The organism is Microterricola gilva (genome assembly GCF_004217495.1).
GTDB classification, from domain to species: Bacteria; Actinomycetota; Actinomycetes; order Actinomycetales; family Microbacteriaceae; genus Microterricola; species Microterricola gilva.
The window spans coordinates 1,823,778-1,840,638 of the sequence record NZ_SHLC01000001.1 but is presented as its reverse complement, the minus strand read 5'-3'; the positions used below and the strand labels follow the sequence as shown (position 1 = coordinate 1,840,638).

Genomic DNA, 16,861 nt, shown 5'->3' with positions numbered 1-16,861 from the left:
AATTGCCACACACCCGCCGCCTGGCCCTCTTCCTGTGCTAAATCTTGTGCAGCACACTGCATCGTCGCAGCGTCATCCGCTGTGCTGTGCAGATCATTCCGCACCAGGAAAGAGGAGAGGGTTATGACATCCGCATCCACGAAGGGCAAACGCGTCCTCGCTGCAGCAGCATTGAGCTCAGCGACCGCACTCATTCTCGTCGGCTGCTCGGCCGGCGGTGGGGGCGGTGGCAGCACGGATGACGCCGGCTCCGGCGGCACCATCACCATCGGCACCACGGAGCAGATCACGGCGCTCGATCCGGCCGGTTCGTACGACAACGGCTCGTTCGCCGTGATGAACCAGGTCTATCCCTTCCTGCTGAACTCCCCGTACGGCAGCCCGGACGTCAAGCCGGACATCGCAGAGTCGGCCGAGTTCACGGCTCCGACCGAGTACACGGTCAAGCTGAAGCCGGGCCTCAAGTTCGCCAACGGCAACGACCTCACGGCATCGGATGTGAAGTTCACCTTCGACCGCCAGCTCGCCATCGCCGACGAGAACGGCCCGTCGTCGCTGCTCTACAACCTCGACACGACCGACGCCGTCGACGACACCACCGTCGTCTTCCACCTCAAGGCCGCGAACGACCAGATCTTCCCGCAGATCCTCTCGAGCCCGGTCGGCCCGATCGTCGACGAAGATGTCTTCGCCGCCGACGCGCTCACCAGCGATGACGACATCGTCGCCGGCAACGCCTTTGCCGGGCAGTACACGATCTCGAGCTACGACTTCAACAACCTGATCCAGTACAAGGCGAACAAGGACTACCAGGGCCTCCTGGGAGCGCCGAAGACCGACACGATCAACGTCAAGTACTACGTGGAGGCCGCAAACCTCAAGCTCGACGTTCAGGAGGGCAACATCGACGTGGCCCACCGCACGCTCTCGGCCACAGACATCGAGGACCTGCGCGGCAACGACAACGTCCAGGTCGTCGACGGTCCGGGCGGTGAGATCCGTTACATCGTGTTCAACTTCAACACGCAGCCATACGGCGCGACGACGGCGGAGGCAGACCCCGCCAAGGCCCTCGCGGTTCGTCAGGCCGTCGCCGACCTCATCGACCGCGACGCGATCTCCGAGCAGGTCTACAAGGGAACGTTCACCCCGCTGTACTCCTACGTCCCGGCCGGTCTGAGCGGTGCGACGGAGTCCCTGCTTGAGATGTACGGCGATGGCAGCGGTGGACCGGATGCCGACAAGGCGAAGGCGACCCTCGAGGCCGCCGGCGTCGCGGTGCCGGTGAAGCTGAACCTGCAGTACGTCAGCGAGCGCTACGGACCGTCTTCGGGCGACGAGTACGCGCTGATCAAGGATCAGCTCGACTCGACGGGCCTGTTCGAGGTCAGCCTGCAGAGCACGGAGTGGGTCCAGTACTCCAAGGACCGTGTCGCAGACAAGTTCCCGGCCTACCAGCTCGGCTGGTTCCCGGACTACTCTGACGCGGACAACTACCTGACCCCGTTCTTCCTCACGGAGAACTTCCTCGCCAACCACTACGACAACCCCGTTGTCAACGACAAGATCCTCGAGCAGGCCGTCACGCCTGATGTCGAGGCTCGTACGAAGCTGATCGAGGAGATCCAGGATCTCGTCGCGGCCGACCTGTCCACCGTCCCCTACCTCCAGGGTGCGCAGGTCGCCGTCGTCGGCACCGACATCAGCGGCGCGGAGGAGACGCTCGACGCCTCCTTCAAGTTCCGTTACGCGGCGCTGTCGAAGGGGTAATTGAACGATCGAGGTCTAGGGTTTTCCTAGATTGATTCCCCGGGGGTGGCCGGCGTAAGCCGGCCACCCCTCTCTCGTCACAATCGTGAGGCAGGAATGACCACACTGGCAACGACGCCGGCTCCGGAACCCGGGGCGACGGCGCGCACTTTCACCTTCCCGGGTGGCGCGCTCGGGCGGTATCTCTTCATCCGTTTTCTCCTGATCATCCCGACGATCTTCATCCTCGTGACCATGGTGTTCATCATCATGCGCGTCACAGGCGATCCGATCACCGCCTCCCAGGGCGGGCGGCTGAGCCCCGATCAGCTGGCCGCGCTCATCCACGAGGCCGGCTACGACCGGCCCATCATCGTGCAGTACCTCGAGTACCTCGGCCAGATCTTCACCGGTGATCTTGGCACGACGATCAGCACGAACCGACCGGTCGTCGAAGTCCTCACGACCTACGGCCCGGCCTCGCTCGAGCTGGCCTTCTACGGCATGCTCGTCGCCTTCGCCGTCGGCATCCCTCTCGGCCTGCTGGCCGCGTACCACCGCGACAAGGCCCCGGATGCCACCTTCCGCGTCTTCGCCGTGCTGGCCTACGCGACCCCGGTCTTCTTCGCCGGCATCATGCTCAAACTCGTCTTCTCCGTGTGGCTCGGGTGGCTCCCCGTCTCCGGCCGGGCGTCGACCGGTGCAGAGCTGCAGATGCAGCTGCTGCCGAACCCGACCGGCCTGTACACGATCGACGCGATCAGGACGGGCGACCCCGCTGTGCTCTCGGACGTGCTGCAGCACGCCGTGCTCCCGGCGCTCGTCCTCGGTCTGGCCACGGCCAGCATCTTCCTGCGCCTCGTTCGCACCAACGTGATCGGCACCTTCTCGACGGAGTACGTGGATGCCGCGCGCTCCCGCGGCGTCAGCGAGTACCGCCTGGTGCGCACGCACGCCTACCGCCCGGCGCTCATCCCGATCATCACCGTCATCGGACTGCAGGTCGCGATCGTGCTCGGCGGCGCCGTGCTGACCGAGACGACATTCGAGTGGAAGGGGCTCGGCTTCATCCTCACCGAGTTCCTGCGCGCACGCGACTTCGTCGCCGTTCAGGGCATCGTCGTGCTGCTCGCCATCATCGTCGCGTTGACGAACTTCATCGTCGACGTCATCGCCGCCGTGATCGACCCGAGAGTGAGGTACTGACATGAGCGCCTCGACGACCCCCACCGCGACGCCAGCGTCACCGCCCAAGCGCAGCCTGTGGGGCAGGCTGCCCGTCGTGCACCAGCTCCGGCAGAGCGTCGGACTGCAGCGCGGCATGCTCGTGACGGGCCTCGTGATCTGCGGCGTGTTCATCGTGTTCGCGATCTTCGCCCCGTTCATCGCTCCGTACGGCTTCGCGCAGCTGAGCGAAGACGGCGTGCGCTTCGGCGCGCAGCAACCGCCGTCATCCGCCCACCCGTGGGGCACCACCGTCGGCGGCTATGACGTGCTCTCCCGTGTGATCTGGGGCACCCAGACCGCGCTGCTCGTCATCATCGCGGCCGTGCTGTTCTCGATCTTCATTGGCGTGCTGCTCGGCCTGGTCTCCGGCTACTTCGGCGGCTGGCTCGACCGGGTTCTCGTGGTGATCGCCGACGCGATCTACGCCTTCCCGTCGGTGCTGCTGGCGATCGTCGTGGCGATCGTGATCAGCGGCGGCGAGTCCAGTCTCTGGGGCGGCATCCTGGCCGCGGCGATCTCGATCATGGTCGTCTTCATCCCGCAGTACTACCGCGTCATCCGCGCCGAGACCGTGCGCATCAAGTCGGAGGCCTACGTCGAGTCGGCGATCGTGCTCGGCGCCAGCAGCACGCGCATCATGTTCCGGCACGTGCTGCGGAACGCCACGCGCTCCCTCCCGCTGATCGTCACGCTGAACGCCACCGAGGCGATCCTCACCCTGGCGGCCCTCGGCTTCCTCGGCTTCGGCATCGAGCCGACCGCTGCGGCGGAGTGGGGCTACGACCTCTCCAAGGCGCTCGGCGATGTCACGAACGGGATCTGGTGGACGGGTCTCTACCCCGGCCTCGCGATCGTGTTCGTCGTGCTCGGCCTGATGCTCGTCGGCGAGAGCCTCAACGACCTGGCCGACCCACGTCTGCGTGGCCGCCGGGCCGTCGCACAGTCCTCCGGCGTCGTGTCGGAGACCTCGGTCGTTCCCGGTGGCAGCCTCACGGCCGGCCCGGGCGGCCTGGCCGGTTTGGAGAACGGCGCGGCACCGCTTGTCGCCGACAATGGGCAGGGATTCGGGGTCAAGCCATGAGCACCGTCGTCAAGATCGAGAACCTCGGCGTGTCATTCGCCACGGATGCCGGCGCCGTCAAAGCCGTCGACGATGTCAGTCTCACCGTCTCCCGCGGCGAGGTGCTCGCCATCGTCGGTGAGTCCGGCAGTGGCAAGACCGTCACGGCGAAGACGATCCTCGGCCTGTTGCCGGACACCGCGACGGCGAACGGCGCCGTTGTGCTGAGCAGCCGTGACGGCAGCTCGGAGAACAACGTGATCGCGCTCAGCAAGACCCAGCTGCGCGCGGTGCGAGGGCGCGACGTCTCCATGGTGTTCCAGGAGCCGTCGACTGCGCTGAACCCGGTGTTCACTGTGGGGTGGCAGATCGCGGAGGGGCTGCGCGCGCACGGCGCCTACAGCAAGCGCGAGGCGCGGGCGAAGGCGATCGAGATCCTCGGCCGCGTCGGCATCCCCGACCCGAAGAAGCGCGTCGACTACTACCCGCACCAGTTCTCGGGCGGGCAGAAGCAGCGTGTCGTGATCGCCATGGCCCTCGTGCTCGACCCTGGGCTGATCGTCGCCGATGAGCCGACGACGGCGCTCGACGTGACGGTGCAGGCCGAGATCCTCGACCTGCTGCGGCGCTGTCGCGATGACTTCGGCACGGCCATCGTGCTGATCACCCACAACATGGGTGTCGTCGCCGATCTCGCCGACCGCGTTGCCGTGATGTACCAGGGGAAGGTCGTCGAGGAGGCCGAGGTCAGCACGCTGTTCAGCAACCCGCAGGACGACTACACGAAGAAGCTGCTCGCTGCCGTCCCACACATCGGTGAGGGAACGCTGCACGCGGCCGCACGGGCAGAGGCGCGCCCGGCGGAGTGGGCGGACCAGAAGCCCGTCGTCCTCGCGACGGACCTCCGGATCGAGTACCCGGGGCGTCTGGGGCAGAAGGGATTCGTCGCGGTCGACGGCGTGAGCCTGCAGATCAAGGCCGGCGAGGTGCTCGGCCTCGTGGGGGAGAGCGGATCGGGCAAGACGACGATCGGACGGGCGATGGCCGGGCTCACCAAGGTGACCGGCGGCTCGCTCTCGGTGCTCGGCTACGAGATGCGCGGCATCAAGGAACGCGAGTTCAAGCCGGTCCGCAGCGACATCGGATTCGTGTTCCAAGACCCGGCGTCCAGCTTCAACCCGCTGCTGAGCATTGCGGACTGTGTGGCGGAACCGCTCGTCATCCACGGCTACGCCGATCACCCGGCCGACGCCAGGGCCCGGGTGAACGAGCTGCTGGAGGCCGTGCAGTTGCCCGGCTCCTATGGCGACCGTTTCCCGCACGAGCTCTCCGGCGGGCAGCGGCAGCGGGCCAGCCTGGCACGCGCCCTGGCGCTCAAGCCGACCCTGCTGATCGCCGACGAGCCGACATCCGCGCTCGACGTCTCCGTGCAGGCTCGCGTGCTCGAGCTGTTCGCGGAACTGCAGCGCGAGTTCGGATTCGCCTCGCTCTTCATCAGCCACGACCTCGCCGTCGTCGACCTCGTCGCCGACCGCATCGCCGTGCTCTACAAGGGCAAGCTCGTCGAGGAGGGCACGGGCCTCGAGGTGCTCGGCGCCCCGCAGCATCCGTACACGCAGCGCCTGCTCGCCTCGCTGCCCGTTCCCAACCCGGAGGAGCAAGCCGCGCGACGCACAGCACTCGCACGCCTGATTGCGGCAGACTAGGAGTCATGTCAGGCACTGCTGCTCACGGATTTCCGATCTCGACGAGCGACCTCACCATCGAATACCCGCCGCATGGCCCGAGCCCGGCCCACGTGGCCGTGCACGGGCTCAACCTGCGGGTCGCCCCTGGAGAGGTGCTCGGCCTGCTCGGTGAGAGCGGGTCGGGCAAGAGCACCATCGCCCGCGTGCTGTCTGCCGCATTCGTCGAGCCGACGGGCGAGGTGAGCCCGGTCATCACCGGCGGCGAGGCGATGATCTTCGGCGTGCCGCTGCGCGGGCTCAGCCGGCGCAAGGCGGCGAAGTTGAGCTTCAACGTCGGCTTCCTGGCCCAGGATGCCGGTTCGACGCTGGAGTCGACGTCGACCGTCGCCGAGCTCGTCGCCGAACCGATCCTGGTGCGCGACAAGCACTTCGATCGGCGCGAACTCGAGGGCATCGTCGTGACGATGATCGACGCGGTGCGCCTGCCGCTCAGCATCCTCAGCCGCTACCCGTACGAGCTCAGCAGCGGCCAGCGGCAGCGCGTGGCGCTCGCCCGCGCCCTCGTGCTCGAACCGACGCTGCTCATCGCCGACGAGCCCACCGCGGGCGTCGACGTGACCGTGCGCGGCGCCATCAGCGAGCTCTTCGCCGAATTGCAGCGGGAGCGCGCATTCTCCGCCCTCGTCATCAGTCACGACATCACCGTGCTGCGGGCCGTCGCCGATCGCATCGCCGTGCTCCAGCAGGGCGTGCTCGTCGGGCTCGGAACCATCGACGAGGTGTTCGCGGACCCGAGCCACCCCTACGTCGCACAACTCGCCGAGAGCTTCTCCGATGGCCACTAGAGCGGAAACGGTCGAGTTCATCGAGGACCAGCTGTCCGGGCTCCTCGTCCGCACCGCGAAGATGTTCGGCGAGTACGGCATCTACTGCGACGAGAAGGTGGTCGGGCTGATCTGCGACGACGCGCTCTTCATCAAGCCATCGGATGCCGCAGCCGAGCTCTTCGCCCGCACGGAGCCGGCGCCGCCGTACCCGGGGGCGAAGTTCTACCACCGTGTGCCGGGGGAGGCGCTGGAGGACCGGGAGTGGCTGATGGAGGCCGTGCAGGCGACGGCAGACGCGCTGCCGGCGCCGAAACCGAAGAAGCCGCGCCGGTGAGCGCCGGAGCGCCCAGGCACCAGGCTGTGCTCGCGGAGGCGCCGACCGTGCTGCCGCGCGACGAGCGGCCGACACCGGGACCCATCGCCCTGCTCCCGGAGCCGCGCGCCGTCTTCGTCGCCGCCGTCGAGGCTGGCGGGGGAACCGTCGCCCCACTGTCGGCCGAGACACGAGGCATCGTCTGGCTCGACTATCAGCGGGCAGCCGAGCTCTCCGAGGTACTCGCGGCCCACCCGCAGATCGAGTGGGTGCAGTTGCCGTGGGCCGGCGTCGATGCATTCGCCGACGTGATGCGACGAGGCCACCGCGACGGACTGCTCTGGACCAGCGCGAAGGGTGCATACGCACAGCCGGTCGCCGAACACGCACTCGCGCTCAGCCTCGCGCTCCTGCGCTTCCTGCCCAGGCGTATCAGGGCGCAGTCGTGGAACTCCATGCCTGACGGCGTCTCGCTGTACGGCCTGCGCGTGGTGATCGTCGGTGCCGGCGGCATCGCGCTCGAACTCGTGCGCCTGCTCGCGGCCTTCCGAGCCGAGATCACCATCGTGCGGCGGAGCGACGTCCCGGTGCCGGGAGCGGCGCGGACTGTGACGAACGATCGACTGCACGATGTACTGCCGGAGACCGATCTCGTGATCGTCGCCGCAGCGCTCACCGACGGCACGAGGGACCTCTTCGCCGCGACCGAGTTCCAACTCATGCCGTCAACGGCATACCTCGTGAACGTGGCACGTGGCGGCCTCGTCAACACCGACGATCTGGTTCATGCGCTCACCGTCGGCACGATCGCCGGGGCGGCCGTCGACGTCACAGTTCCGGAGCCATTGCCGGACGGGCATCCACTCTGGAGTGCCCCGAACGTCATCATCACACCCCACATGGCCGACACGCCGACGATGACGGCGCCGCTGCTCGCCGAGCGGATCAGCGTCAATACCCGCGCGTTTCTGGGCGACGCGCACTTTGTCGGGGTCGTCGACCCCGCCCGCGGCTACTGAAAGCGGGCGGGGGCATCGCAAATCCGACGCGCCCGGGTGCAGCGAATTTGGTAGATCTGAAACCTTTGCTAAAGTAGCAACGCAGCGATGAACACCGCAGCATGTGAAACACAGTAATCCTCGATAGCTCAATTGGCAGAGCAGCCGGCTGTTAACCGGCAGGTTGTTGGTTCGAGTCCAACTCGGGGAGCGAAAGGCCACCACGGGCTCCACCCCTGGTGGCCTTTTTTGTGCCCGAAAACGGTGGAGCGAGCACTGCCTCGTCACTCGTAGCTTTCTCGCAGCACGTCCAGATGTACCCATGAGGTGACGGTGCTGACGCACTCGAGTTCTCGGATCTCATCCGCAACCGAGCGCATAGCTCGGAGGCTCGGCGCCGAGGCCGTCACGATGGCGTCGAACTGTCCGACGGCGAGTGCGGCGAACTTGATGGCCGGCATGGAGCGCAGCGTCTCGATCAGCTGCGTGGTCTCGCCACGGAGGCGGATACCGGCTCCCAGTTGGATGCGGCGAGCGGCATCCTGTTCCTTCACCTCGCACGCGATCCGCAGCATGCCGTTCTGCATGAGCCGTGCGAGCCGTGCCCGCACGGCCCCGATCGACAGTTCAACTTCGCGACCGAGCACACGATAGGACAACCGCCCGTCCTCCCGCAGGAGAGCGATGATGCGTGCGTCGATGGCGTCGGGGGCAGGGGCCGTGCCGAGATCGGTCGCATCCTCGAACCGGCTCTTGAAGATCTGCACGAGTTGTGAGCTGGCGGTCTCGCGCACCCCTGGGATGGCGCGGATGCGCGCGAGCAGGAGCTCGAGGTGGCTGCGGTCTTCCGCGCCGACCTCGACCACCAGATCGCAGTGGCCGGCGACCGCCGAGATGAACGTCGCCTCACGGATGCCGCGGAGCGCGTCGAGAACGGGCTCCGCGGCGCCGTCGACCCAGATCTGCACATCGCAGTAGGTGTGAATGCCGAGCAGCGCGGGATGCACGTTCGCGGTGATGCGCATCGCGCCGCTGTCGAGCAGCTCGCGCATGCGCTCCTGCACCCGGCGCCGTGGCTGCTCCAGGCGGCGCGCGAGCTCGCTGACGGGCAGCCGCCCGTTGTCGTGCAGGGCATTGATGAGCGCTCCGTCGAACTCCATGGCCGTCCTCGTCACCGATTCGTTATGAAGAATCTTCCGCAGGTTGCAGAACAGAATTGCACCACAAGCGAGTGAAAACTGTCAAGAAGGTGTCCGCTCTGCTCAGGATCGCAAAATTTGGTCAAAAGTGCGGAATCTGACCGCATTTCCGCATTCGAGCTTCGCTCGAATTCCGGTTACAGTCATCCCACCACGCCGACTCTGTTGAAGCGTGATCACCACCCAAAGGAGGGCCCGTGGACGCACCCGTTGCACCCCCACCACTGCTGGATGCGCGCAACCTGCACAAGAGCTACGGCGACAAGCCTGTTCTGCGGGGGGTCGACCTGTCGATCCGCCCCGGCCAGGTCAAGGCGATGCTGGGCCCAAGTGGCTCCGGCAAATCGACCATACTGCGCCTCATCAACCTGCTGGAGCGGGCGGATCAGGGCAGCATCGAGATCGATGGCCAGAGGGTGGGGCTCGTCGGCAAGCCCGGAGCAGAGCGCCCAGCGCCCGAACGCGTCCTGGCCAAGCAACGTCTGGCCGTTGGAACGGTCTTCCAGCAGTTCAATCTCTTCCCGCACCTGAATGCGACGCGGAACGTGATGAGCGGCCTGACGACGGTGCGCAACGTCTCGCCGAAGGACGCGGAAGAACGTGCCGTCATGATGCTCGAGGAGGTCGGTCTCGGTGCGCACGTCCACAAGTACCCGTCCGAGCTGTCCGGCGGCCAGCAGCAGCGCGTCGCCATTGCTCGCGCGCTGGTGATGGAGCCGAAGCTCATGCTCTTCGATGAGCCGACCAGCGCGCTCGATCCCGAACTCGTCGGTGAGGTGCTGCGCGTCATGGAGGGTCTCGCCAGGGGCGGGATGACGATGCTCGTCGTCACGCACGAGACGCGTTTCGCGCGCAGAGTGGCCGACGAAGTGGTCCTGTTTGACGGGGGAGTCATCGTCGAGCAGCAGGAGCCTGATGGCTTCTTCGAGAATCCGCAGAACGAACGCACCAAGGAGTTCCTTCGTCATGTCCACTGACACACCCACCCCGCTCACCGCACACGTGGCACGTGCCGCAGTGACGGAGTACGTCACCTGCCGGGCCGCCGATCTGGATGCCGCAGGCGCGTCGACACGAAGCCGCGGCATCCGCGGGGCCGAGGTCTTCATGGCCGACCTGAAACCGCGGACGTCACCGTTGGCCGCCACGCCGGAAGAGCATGCAGCGCTGCTCGCCACGCTCCGCTCGGCGGGGGTCCGCCGGATCCACTCCTCGTACTGGGCGGCACCGACTTCCTTCGTCGGGAACGTGCAGTTCGGTGAACTCGTCGAGCGGTTCGATGGCACCGCCCGCGTGCGCGAGTACTTCGGGGATCTGACGGGTGCCCACATGTTCTCGCGCTGGCGCGACGAGTACGCTCTCGCCCGCGAACTCGGAGCTGACGCGTACGTGTTCCATCTGATCGACTACATGCCGGTCGACGGAGCATGGGAGTTCACGGTCGATCGGCGGGTGGTCCTCGACGCCATGATCGTGCTCACGCAGCAGTTCCTGCGCGTGCTGGACGAGCACGGACTCATGGACGAGAACTCACCGGTCATCGAACTGGAGAATGCCGGCTGGGGGCTCGAGTTCGGAGCCCAGACCGCCGACGACTTCGTGGAGGTCTTCGCCAGGGTCTACGATCCTGCGCGTCGGCTCCGGGTGGGGTGGGACCTCAATCACCTCCTGCACGCGGTCGGGCTGGCGAACGGCAACGGTGCGTTCCTGCTGCCTGACGCCGAGCTGACCCAGCCGATGCGCGAACTCGAGCGGGCGGCGGCCGGAAGCATCCGCGATCTGTCGACCGAGTGGATTGCGCGGAACGTGTGCGACGAGCGACTCATCGATCGGGTGTCGGCGCTGCACGTCTCTGACTGCGTTGCGAAGACGGTCGAGTACTTCCGCAACGGCGTGCTCGATGAGGCCCACGCGATCGACGGGACCTGGGAGGCGCGGCAGGCCGAAGGGCTCCGCATCGTCCTCGAGCACTACGACAACCACGTCTGCCTCGGCGACGGCGTCCTCGAACCGGCGGACGTCCGCGAGCTCATCGACACGATCGCTCTGCGGCATCCCGTCATGGTGCTTCACGAGTTGAAGAACGCGTCGGACGTGTGGGCCGAGCTGGACCGCCAGCGCGAACGCCTCTGGGGCACGCGACAAGGGACCGAACTATGACACTGCAATCCACCTACCCCCGCTGGAACTAAGGAATCAAAGGAGATCACCATGCGACACCACGCGAAGACCCTGCTCGGCATCTCTGCCATGGCAGTCCTGGCCGCATCCATGACGGCGTGCAGCTCGGAGGCGCCAGCCACCGCCACCGGCGCCGACGCCGGCCCGGCGGGCCTGCACACGGCAGGTGTGCTCAACGACTGCGTGGCGCTGAGCTACGAACCGCTCGAGTACTACGAGAACGGCACGAGCGGAGAGGTCATCGGCTGGGATGTCGAGGCGGCTCGTGAGGTCGGGAAGCTCCTCGGTGTCGAGACCGAGGTCAACGTGATGGACTTCGACGGGCTGATCCCCGGGCTGCAGTCCGGGAAGTGCGACATTGCGTGGTCCGGCATGTACATCAACGACAAGCGTGTCCAGGTCGCCGACGCCGTTCCTGTCCTGCAGACGGGCAGCCAGGTCGTCCTGCGGAACGACGTCGCCGAGACGGTCACGGAGACCATGGACCTCTGCGGGCTGCGGCTCGCGGCGCAGACCGGTACTGAGGACGAGTCACACGTGCAGGACGTCAGCGCCGAGTGCACGGCAGCCGGCAAGCCGGAGATCATCATCACCGGTTACCCCGGCTCCGTTGACGCGATCCCCGCGATCCGCAGCGGCAAGCTCGACGGACTCGTCGACACGACGGTGCTCGCCGCCACCCTGGGCAAGAAGAACGACGACCTGACGCCGGTGCCCGGACTGTTCCCGGCCGACTACTGGTTCGGTGCGTTCACCGACAAGGGCAGCGAGCTCTCGCCCGAGATCGAGAAGGCGATCCACACGTTGATCGAGAACGGCACTCTCGCCAAGCTCGCCGAGAAGTACGGGCTCAACCCCGACGACGTCGCCAAGGTCGACACCAAGGCCCTTTAGCCGACCGGTGCCCCGCGCCGCGGCGCGGGGCACCCAGAATGAGGTTGAAAAATGAGCTTCGATCCATCCATCTTCTGGGAGCAATTGTTCTCCCCTGTCTACCTGCAGGGTGCCATCGTCGCGGTTCTCGTCGCCCTCGGCAGTCTCGTGTTGGCCGTCGCGATCGGACTCGCGATGGCACTCATGAAACGGTCGCAGAGCAAGGTTGCGGTCGCATCGGCGAACGCCTATCTGTGGTTCTTCCGCGCACTGCCCTCCATGCTCCTGCTTCTGATCTGCTGGAACGCCCTGCCCCAGCTGATCCCAGCGTTCAGGGGCGACTGGTACACCCCATTCGTCGCCGCGATCCTCGCCCTCGGTATCAGCGAGGCCGCGTACGTCGCCGAAACCCTGCGCTCGGCCCTCATGGCGGTCGATGACGGCCAGCGGCTCGCGGCCCGCGCACTCGGGATGACGCCGCTGCAGTCCTTCATCAAGGTCGTCGTTCCGCAGGCGACACGCATCGCGATCCCGCCCCTCGGCAACGAGCTTGTTGCGCTCGTCAAGCTCACCGCGATCGCGAGTGTGATCTCGCTCCAGGAGCTGCTGCGCGTTGCCACCATCGGAGTTCAGGCCACCTTCCGTTACGCCGAGTACTACGGCGTTGCGATCGTGTACTACCTGGTCATCGTGTCGCTCATCATGTACCTGCAGAGCGTGCTCGAGAAGCGCTTCCAGTGGACGTCGAAGAAGGGCCGGATCGGCACGCGGACAACAGACAAGGGCCGGATCGACCAGTGGACATCAGAGAAGGGCCGGGTCGCACAGTGAACGAGCTGACGAACGACATGACACAGGAGACCGCGCCGGCCGCCAGCTGGCGTGCACTGTTCTCCACCCCCAAGCCGGTGCTGGCGATGCTTCACCTGGGCGGAGAAGACCAGGCGGAACGGCTCTCCCGTGCCCGCCGCGAGACCGCCGTCCTCGTCGACGGCGGCGTCGACGCCGTAATCGTGGAGAACTACTTCGGAGACGTCGATGACGTCCGGCGCGTTCTCGATGCGCTGTCGAACGGAGCTGTCCCGCCGGTTATCGGCCTGAACGTGTTGCGCGATACCGAGCGCGCGTTCGCACTCGCCGACGAATTCCCGGTCGCCTTCGTGCAGATCGACTCCGTCGCCGGCCACCTCGCGCCGGACGACGACGCCGAGTACGCCGAGCGACTCGCCGAACGTCGCGCCGCCAGTCGCGCGCTGGTGTTCGGCGGCGTCCGTTTCAAGTATCAGCCGGTGAACTCCGGCCGCCCAGAGGCGGAGGACCTCGCGCTGGGTGCGCAGCGTTCCGACGCAATCGTGGTCACCGGAGACGGCACGGGCGTCGAGACCGCCCTGTCGAAGATCGAACGGTTCCGCGAGGCGCTGGGACCGTCATACCCGCTGATCGTCGGCGCCGGAGTGACCGACGAGAACGCCGCGGCGCAGTTGCTCCACGCTGACGCCGCCATCGTCGGCAGCTTCTTCAAGGACAGCTATCGTGACACCGGTGTCGTGGATGCCGATCACGTCGCCCGATTCATGACTGCGGTTGCCCGGGTGCGGAGCGGACTGTGACCGGGGGCGTCGCACCGCGCGTGGTCACTGCGCTCACGCCGGATTCGGCGTCGTTCGCGCCGTTCGGCCGAGTCGTCACGCTCGACTCCGGCGCGCTGCCCGACGTGGTCGTCACCGCGGGCTCCGGGTGGACGGACGCATACACCCGCTCGACGCTCACCCGTGAGACCCCGAGCCTCGGGATGACCTCAGCGCCAGGGATGCCGTTCACGAGCACACGCATGGAGCGGCACGCGAATGTCGAGGAGGCGCTGCTTCCCGCGGCATCCGCGATCGTGCTCGCGGTGGCCGAAGCCACCGACGGGGATGCGCCCCGTGCGGAAGACGTCCGTGCGTTCGTGGTGGCCCACGGTACCGCCGTGGTTCTCAAGCCGGGGGTGTGGCATGACGCCTGTCGCGGACTCGACGGGCCGACCTCGTACTACTGGCTGTCATCGTGCGTCGACGCGGGTTCCTCGCCGTGGACGCCGATCGCCGGTGGTCCCGTTGACGTTCGGGTGAAGGCGTGACCGCGCCGAGCGCGCCGGCGGTGTTCATCGGCGACGTGGCCCTGGACGAGTATTTCGCGGCAGACACGTGGGTCATGCCCGGCAACAAGGCACTCATCAGCACGCTGGCGACGTACGTTGGCGGCAGCATCGCGAATGCCGCACGCGTACATGCCCGGCTCGGTGGGGAAACGGAGTTCGTCTCCCTTCTGAACAGCGGAGAGCTGACAGGGCGGATGCTTGCGGCCCTGGTGGACGGCCACGTCGCCGTCCCGCACATGTTGTTCGACGAGGAGATCGGCGACCCGCGCAATCTCATCTTCCTCGTTGAGGGTGAACACGTCGTCTTCACGCCTGATGTCGACGAGCGACCCATGCGTCTGTCAGAGACAGCTCTCGCTGAGCTTGCTCGGCCCGGATACCTCTACACGACGCTGAACCGCGCGGCGCGATTGCGGTCAGTCGGACTCGAAGCCGCGGGTGTCCTGGCTCGCCTGCGGGATGCCGGCCGTCGGATCGTGTTCGACCTCGACGTCGATGGCTTCGACGGAGACATCGGCCTGATCGAGGGCGCTCACGTCGTGATGATGAATGATCGTGGCTTCGAGAAGTCGTTCGGGTCAGAGGCGTCTGACGCCGACGTGCGCTCGTGGCTGGAGTCTCGAGGAGTAGACGTGCTGCTCCGATCCCAGGCCGCCGATGGCGCCATGGCATACACCGTGGATGAGACCATCGTCGCCGCCGGATACTCGGTGCCCGTCGCCGACGTGACCGGCGCGGGGGACACCCTGGGCGGGTCCCTTGTCTTCGCGCTCGGCTCGGGATGGCCGCTGCCGCGCGCGATCGCATTCGCGGTTGCCGCCGCCTCGCGATCGGTCATGCACCTCGGTCCCAACGGCGGTGTCGCGAGCATCGCCGACGTTGAGCGGTTCGCCGCGGACTTCGCCACCGAACCCATCGAGGAGGCAGTATGACGATCGCCGACACGCGCGACGCCGACACGGCCGGGCGGGCGGTGCTCCAGACGCTGCGCGCCTACGGTGTCGACACGATCTTCGGTATTCCGGGGACGCACAACCTGGAGCTGTACCGACCGCTCTCGGACCTCGGCATCCGTGCCGTGACGACCCGGCACGAGCAGGGTGCCGGATATGCGGCAGACGGCTGGGCGCAGCAGACCGGCCTCCCCGGTGTCGTCATCACGACATCCGGCCCGGGCCTCCAGAACGCGATGAGCGCGGTCGGCACGGCGTTCTGCGAGTCGCGAGCGATGATCGTGCTGTCGCCGGGCGCGGCGATCGGCGACGAGTTCGCTGATCGGGGCACGCTGCACGAGACGAAGAACTCCTCCGCGATGGCTGACGCCGTCGCCGAATGGTCTCGACGGGTGCGCTCCGCCGCGGAGGCGGTTGAGGCCGTGCACGACGCCTTCGAGTTGTTCCGTACTGGACGGCCGCGGCCGATTCATATCGAGATTCCGCTTGACGTGCTTGAGGCTCCAGCCGCGTTGCCGGCCGAGGCGCGCGAGGCACGGCCGGGCGTCGTGGCGGCACGCGTGGACTCGGATGCGGTGGCAAGCGCCGCGGCGACCATCGAGGCTGCAGGGAATCCCGTGATCATCGCCGGCGGGGGCGCGACCCGTGCCACCGCCGAGGTGACTGCGCTGGCCGAGCGTTTGGGGGCGCCAGTTCTGACCACTCTCAACGGCAAGGGCACGATGGACGAGCGCCACGCGCTGGCACTGGGCGCAAGCCTGCGCCTGCCGGCCGCACGCCGTGTGGCCGAGGCAGCCGATGTGCTCATCGTGCTGGGATCCAAGCTCGGCGACGCCGAGCTGTGGGTGCCACAGTTGCGGCCGCGCGGCCGGGTGATCCGCGTGGACATCTCGGCGCCGCAGCTGCAGAAGAATCTCGCCGCCGATGTGGCCATTCGCGGAGACACCGCCGGCGTCGTGGCCGAGTTGTTGCCGATGGTGGCCCATCGTGGAGGGGCGGGGTCTGATCTCGGCGCCGTACGCACCGAGATCGCCGCGCAGATCGTCGCGGCGCTTCCGTCGACCGTGGCGCTCGGGGCGCAGATCGTCGACGCGTTGCCGGACGATGCCATCGTCGCTGGCGACTCCTCGCAGATCGTGTACCTGGCCGTCGCGAACCAGCTGCGGCAAGCGCGGCCGCACTCGATGCTCTACACACCGACGTACGCCACACTCGGGTACGGTCTGCCTGCCGCCATCGGCGCGCGCATCGCCAACCCGACGCGGCCCGTGGTCACGGTGATCGGGGACGGCGCGCTCATGTTCTGCGTGAACGAGCTCATGACCGCCGTCGAGCAGCGACTTGACCTGACGGTGGTGTGCGTCGACAACGGCGGATATGCCGAGATCAAGCAGAACGAGCAGGATCGCGGCATCTCACCCATCGGCGTCGACTTGCTTCAGCCCGATTGGGCGATGCTGGCCACGGCTTTCGGTGCGACGGGAATCAGTGTCGATGAGGGCCCCGACGTCGGGGCGGCGATCCGCGCGGCTGTGGAGGCCGGTGGCGTGCAGCTCGTCCACATCCGTCACAAGGCATAACCGCGCTGAGCCACCCGCTCGCGAATGGCCGCATCAACGATGCGCGCCAGAAACCGCGTTTCGCGGTAGTAGT

16 protein-coding genes and 1 tRNA gene are annotated in these 16,861 nt (G+C 67.0%); 16 read left to right on the top strand and 1 reads right to left on the bottom strand.

Translation table 11 applies throughout. The features are described 5' to 3' along the window. Positions 1-123: 123 nt before the first annotated feature. The 8 genes from EV379_RS08555 (at position 124) to EV379_RS08520 (ending at position 8,073) form a co-directional block, all read left to right on the top strand. The gene (locus EV379_RS08555; protein ID WP_130505769.1) at positions 124-1,770 is read left to right on the top strand and encodes an ABC transporter substrate-binding protein; all 1,647 of its coding nucleotides are present in this window, start codon (positions 124-126) and stop codon (positions 1,768-1,770) included. A gap of 96 nt (positions 1,771-1,866) precedes the next feature. Continuing rightward, entirely contained in the window at positions 1,867-2,955 is a 1,089-nt protein-coding gene (locus tag EV379_RS08550; RefSeq protein ID WP_130505768.1) for an ABC transporter permease, read from the top strand. A 1-nt stretch (position 2,956) separates the two neighbouring features. Next, positions 2,957-4,057, top strand: a complete 1,101-nt coding sequence (locus tag EV379_RS08545) for an ABC transporter permease (RefSeq protein ID WP_130505767.1) — start codon at positions 2,957-2,959, stop codon at positions 4,055-4,057. After that, on the top strand, positions 4,054-5,742 hold the full coding sequence (locus EV379_RS08540) for an ABC transporter ATP-binding protein (protein WP_130505766.1): 1,689 nt from the start codon (positions 4,054-4,056) through the stop codon (positions 5,740-5,742). Before EV379_RS08545 ends, EV379_RS08540 begins: the two co-directional genes overlap by 4 nt. A 5-nt stretch (positions 5,743-5,747) precedes the next feature. Then, entirely contained in the window at positions 5,748-6,569 is an 822-nt protein-coding gene (locus EV379_RS08535) for an ATP-binding cassette domain-containing protein (RefSeq protein ID WP_130505765.1), read from the top strand. Continuing rightward, entirely contained in the window at positions 6,559-6,885 is a 327-nt protein-coding gene (locus EV379_RS08530) for a TfoX/Sxy family protein (protein ID WP_130505764.1), read from the top strand. Before EV379_RS08535 ends, EV379_RS08530 begins: the two co-directional genes overlap by 11 nt. Next, positions 6,882-7,883, top strand: coding sequence for a D-isomer specific 2-hydroxyacid dehydrogenase family protein (locus tag EV379_RS08525; protein ID WP_130505763.1), 1,002 nt, complete (start codon positions 6,882-6,884; stop codon positions 7,881-7,883). Before EV379_RS08530 ends, EV379_RS08525 begins: the two co-directional genes overlap by 4 nt. Before the next feature lie 117 nt (positions 7,884-8,000). After that, positions 8,001-8,073, top strand: a tRNA-Asn gene (locus tag EV379_RS08520). Positions 8,074-8,146: 73 nt separating this feature from the next. Here EV379_RS08520 and EV379_RS08515 read toward each other — a convergent pair. Next, a complete protein-coding gene (locus EV379_RS08515) occupies positions 8,147-9,022 on the bottom strand; it encodes an Lrp/AsnC family transcriptional regulator (protein ID WP_130505762.1) in 876 nt (291 codons plus the stop codon). 236 nt (positions 9,023-9,258) lie between these two features. Between EV379_RS08515 and EV379_RS08510 the strand changes: the two genes are divergently transcribed. From EV379_RS08510 to EV379_RS08475, 8 genes are read left to right on the top strand one after another with little or no spacing between them, the layout of a single operon-like run. Continuing rightward, positions 9,259-10,038, top strand: coding sequence for an amino acid ABC transporter ATP-binding protein (locus EV379_RS08510; RefSeq protein ID WP_130505761.1), 780 nt, complete (start codon positions 9,259-9,261; stop codon positions 10,036-10,038). After that, on the top strand, positions 10,028-11,221 hold the full coding sequence (locus EV379_RS08505; RefSeq protein ID WP_130505760.1) for a hypothetical protein: 1,194 nt from the start codon (positions 10,028-10,030) through the stop codon (positions 11,219-11,221). Before EV379_RS08510 ends, EV379_RS08505 begins: the two co-directional genes overlap by 11 nt. A gap of 51 nt (positions 11,222-11,272) precedes the next feature. Beyond that, positions 11,273-12,136, top strand: a complete 864-nt coding sequence (locus EV379_RS08500; RefSeq protein ID WP_130505759.1) for a transporter substrate-binding domain-containing protein — start codon at positions 11,273-11,275, stop codon at positions 12,134-12,136. A 51-nt stretch (positions 12,137-12,187) separates the two neighbouring features. Next, positions 12,188-12,946 carry an amino acid ABC transporter permease gene (locus tag EV379_RS08495; RefSeq protein WP_130505758.1) on the top strand — a complete coding sequence of 253 codons (759 nt, stop codon included), beginning with the start codon at positions 12,188-12,190 and terminating at the stop codon, positions 12,944-12,946. A gap of 17 nt (positions 12,947-12,963) precedes the next feature. Continuing rightward, positions 12,964-13,725 (top strand): BtpA/SgcQ family protein, encoded by a 762-nt coding sequence (locus EV379_RS08490; RefSeq protein WP_130505757.1) that lies wholly within the window; start codon positions 12,964-12,966, stop codon positions 13,723-13,725. Further along, entirely contained in the window at positions 13,722-14,234 is a 513-nt protein-coding gene (locus EV379_RS08485; RefSeq protein WP_165397332.1) for an ureidoglycolate lyase, read from the top strand. Before EV379_RS08490 ends, EV379_RS08485 begins: the two co-directional genes overlap by 4 nt. Beyond that, positions 14,231-15,187: a carbohydrate kinase family protein gene (locus EV379_RS08480; RefSeq protein WP_130505755.1), complete on the top strand. Its 957-nt coding sequence runs from the start codon at positions 14,231-14,233 to the stop codon at positions 15,185-15,187. The genes EV379_RS08485 and EV379_RS08480 overlap by 4 nt, the downstream gene beginning before the upstream one ends. Continuing rightward, complete coding sequence (locus EV379_RS08475) at positions 15,184-16,788, top strand: thiamine pyrophosphate-binding protein (protein ID WP_130505754.1); 1,605 nt, start codon at positions 15,184-15,186, stop codon at positions 16,786-16,788. Before EV379_RS08480 ends, EV379_RS08475 begins: the two co-directional genes overlap by 4 nt. Positions 16,789-16,861: the final 73 nt, after the last annotated feature.

Coding starts and splice junctions, on each gene's coding strand:
- EV379_RS08555 (WP_130505769.1), top strand. CDS start 124: ATGACATCCGCATCCACGAAGGGCAAACGCGTCCTCGCTGCAGCAGCA.
- EV379_RS08550 (WP_130505768.1), top strand. CDS start 1,867: ATGACCACACTGGCAACGACGCCGGCTCCGGAACCCGGGGCGACGGCG.
- EV379_RS08545 (WP_130505767.1), top strand. CDS start 2,957: ATGAGCGCCTCGACGACCCCCACCGCGACGCCAGCGTCACCGCCCAAG.
- EV379_RS08540 (WP_130505766.1), top strand. CDS start 4,054: ATGAGCACCGTCGTCAAGATCGAGAACCTCGGCGTGTCATTCGCCACG.
- EV379_RS08535 (WP_130505765.1), top strand. CDS start 5,748: ATGTCAGGCACTGCTGCTCACGGATTTCCGATCTCGACGAGCGACCTC.
- EV379_RS08530 (WP_130505764.1), top strand. CDS start 6,559: ATGGCCACTAGAGCGGAAACGGTCGAGTTCATCGAGGACCAGCTGTCC.
- EV379_RS08515 (WP_130505762.1), bottom strand. CDS start 9,022: ATGGAGTTCGACGGAGCGCTCATCAATGCCCTGCACGACAACGGGCGG.
- EV379_RS08505 (WP_130505760.1), top strand. CDS start 10,028: ATGTCCACTGACACACCCACCCCGCTCACCGCACACGTGGCACGTGCC.
- EV379_RS08500 (WP_130505759.1), top strand. CDS start 11,273: ATGCGACACCACGCGAAGACCCTGCTCGGCATCTCTGCCATGGCAGTC.
- EV379_RS08495 (WP_130505758.1), top strand. CDS start 12,188: ATGAGCTTCGATCCATCCATCTTCTGGGAGCAATTGTTCTCCCCTGTC.
- EV379_RS08490 (WP_130505757.1), top strand. CDS start 12,964: ATGACACAGGAGACCGCGCCGGCCGCCAGCTGGCGTGCACTGTTCTCC.
- EV379_RS08475 (WP_130505754.1), top strand. CDS start 15,184: ATGACGATCGCCGACACGCGCGACGCCGACACGGCCGGGCGGGCGGTG.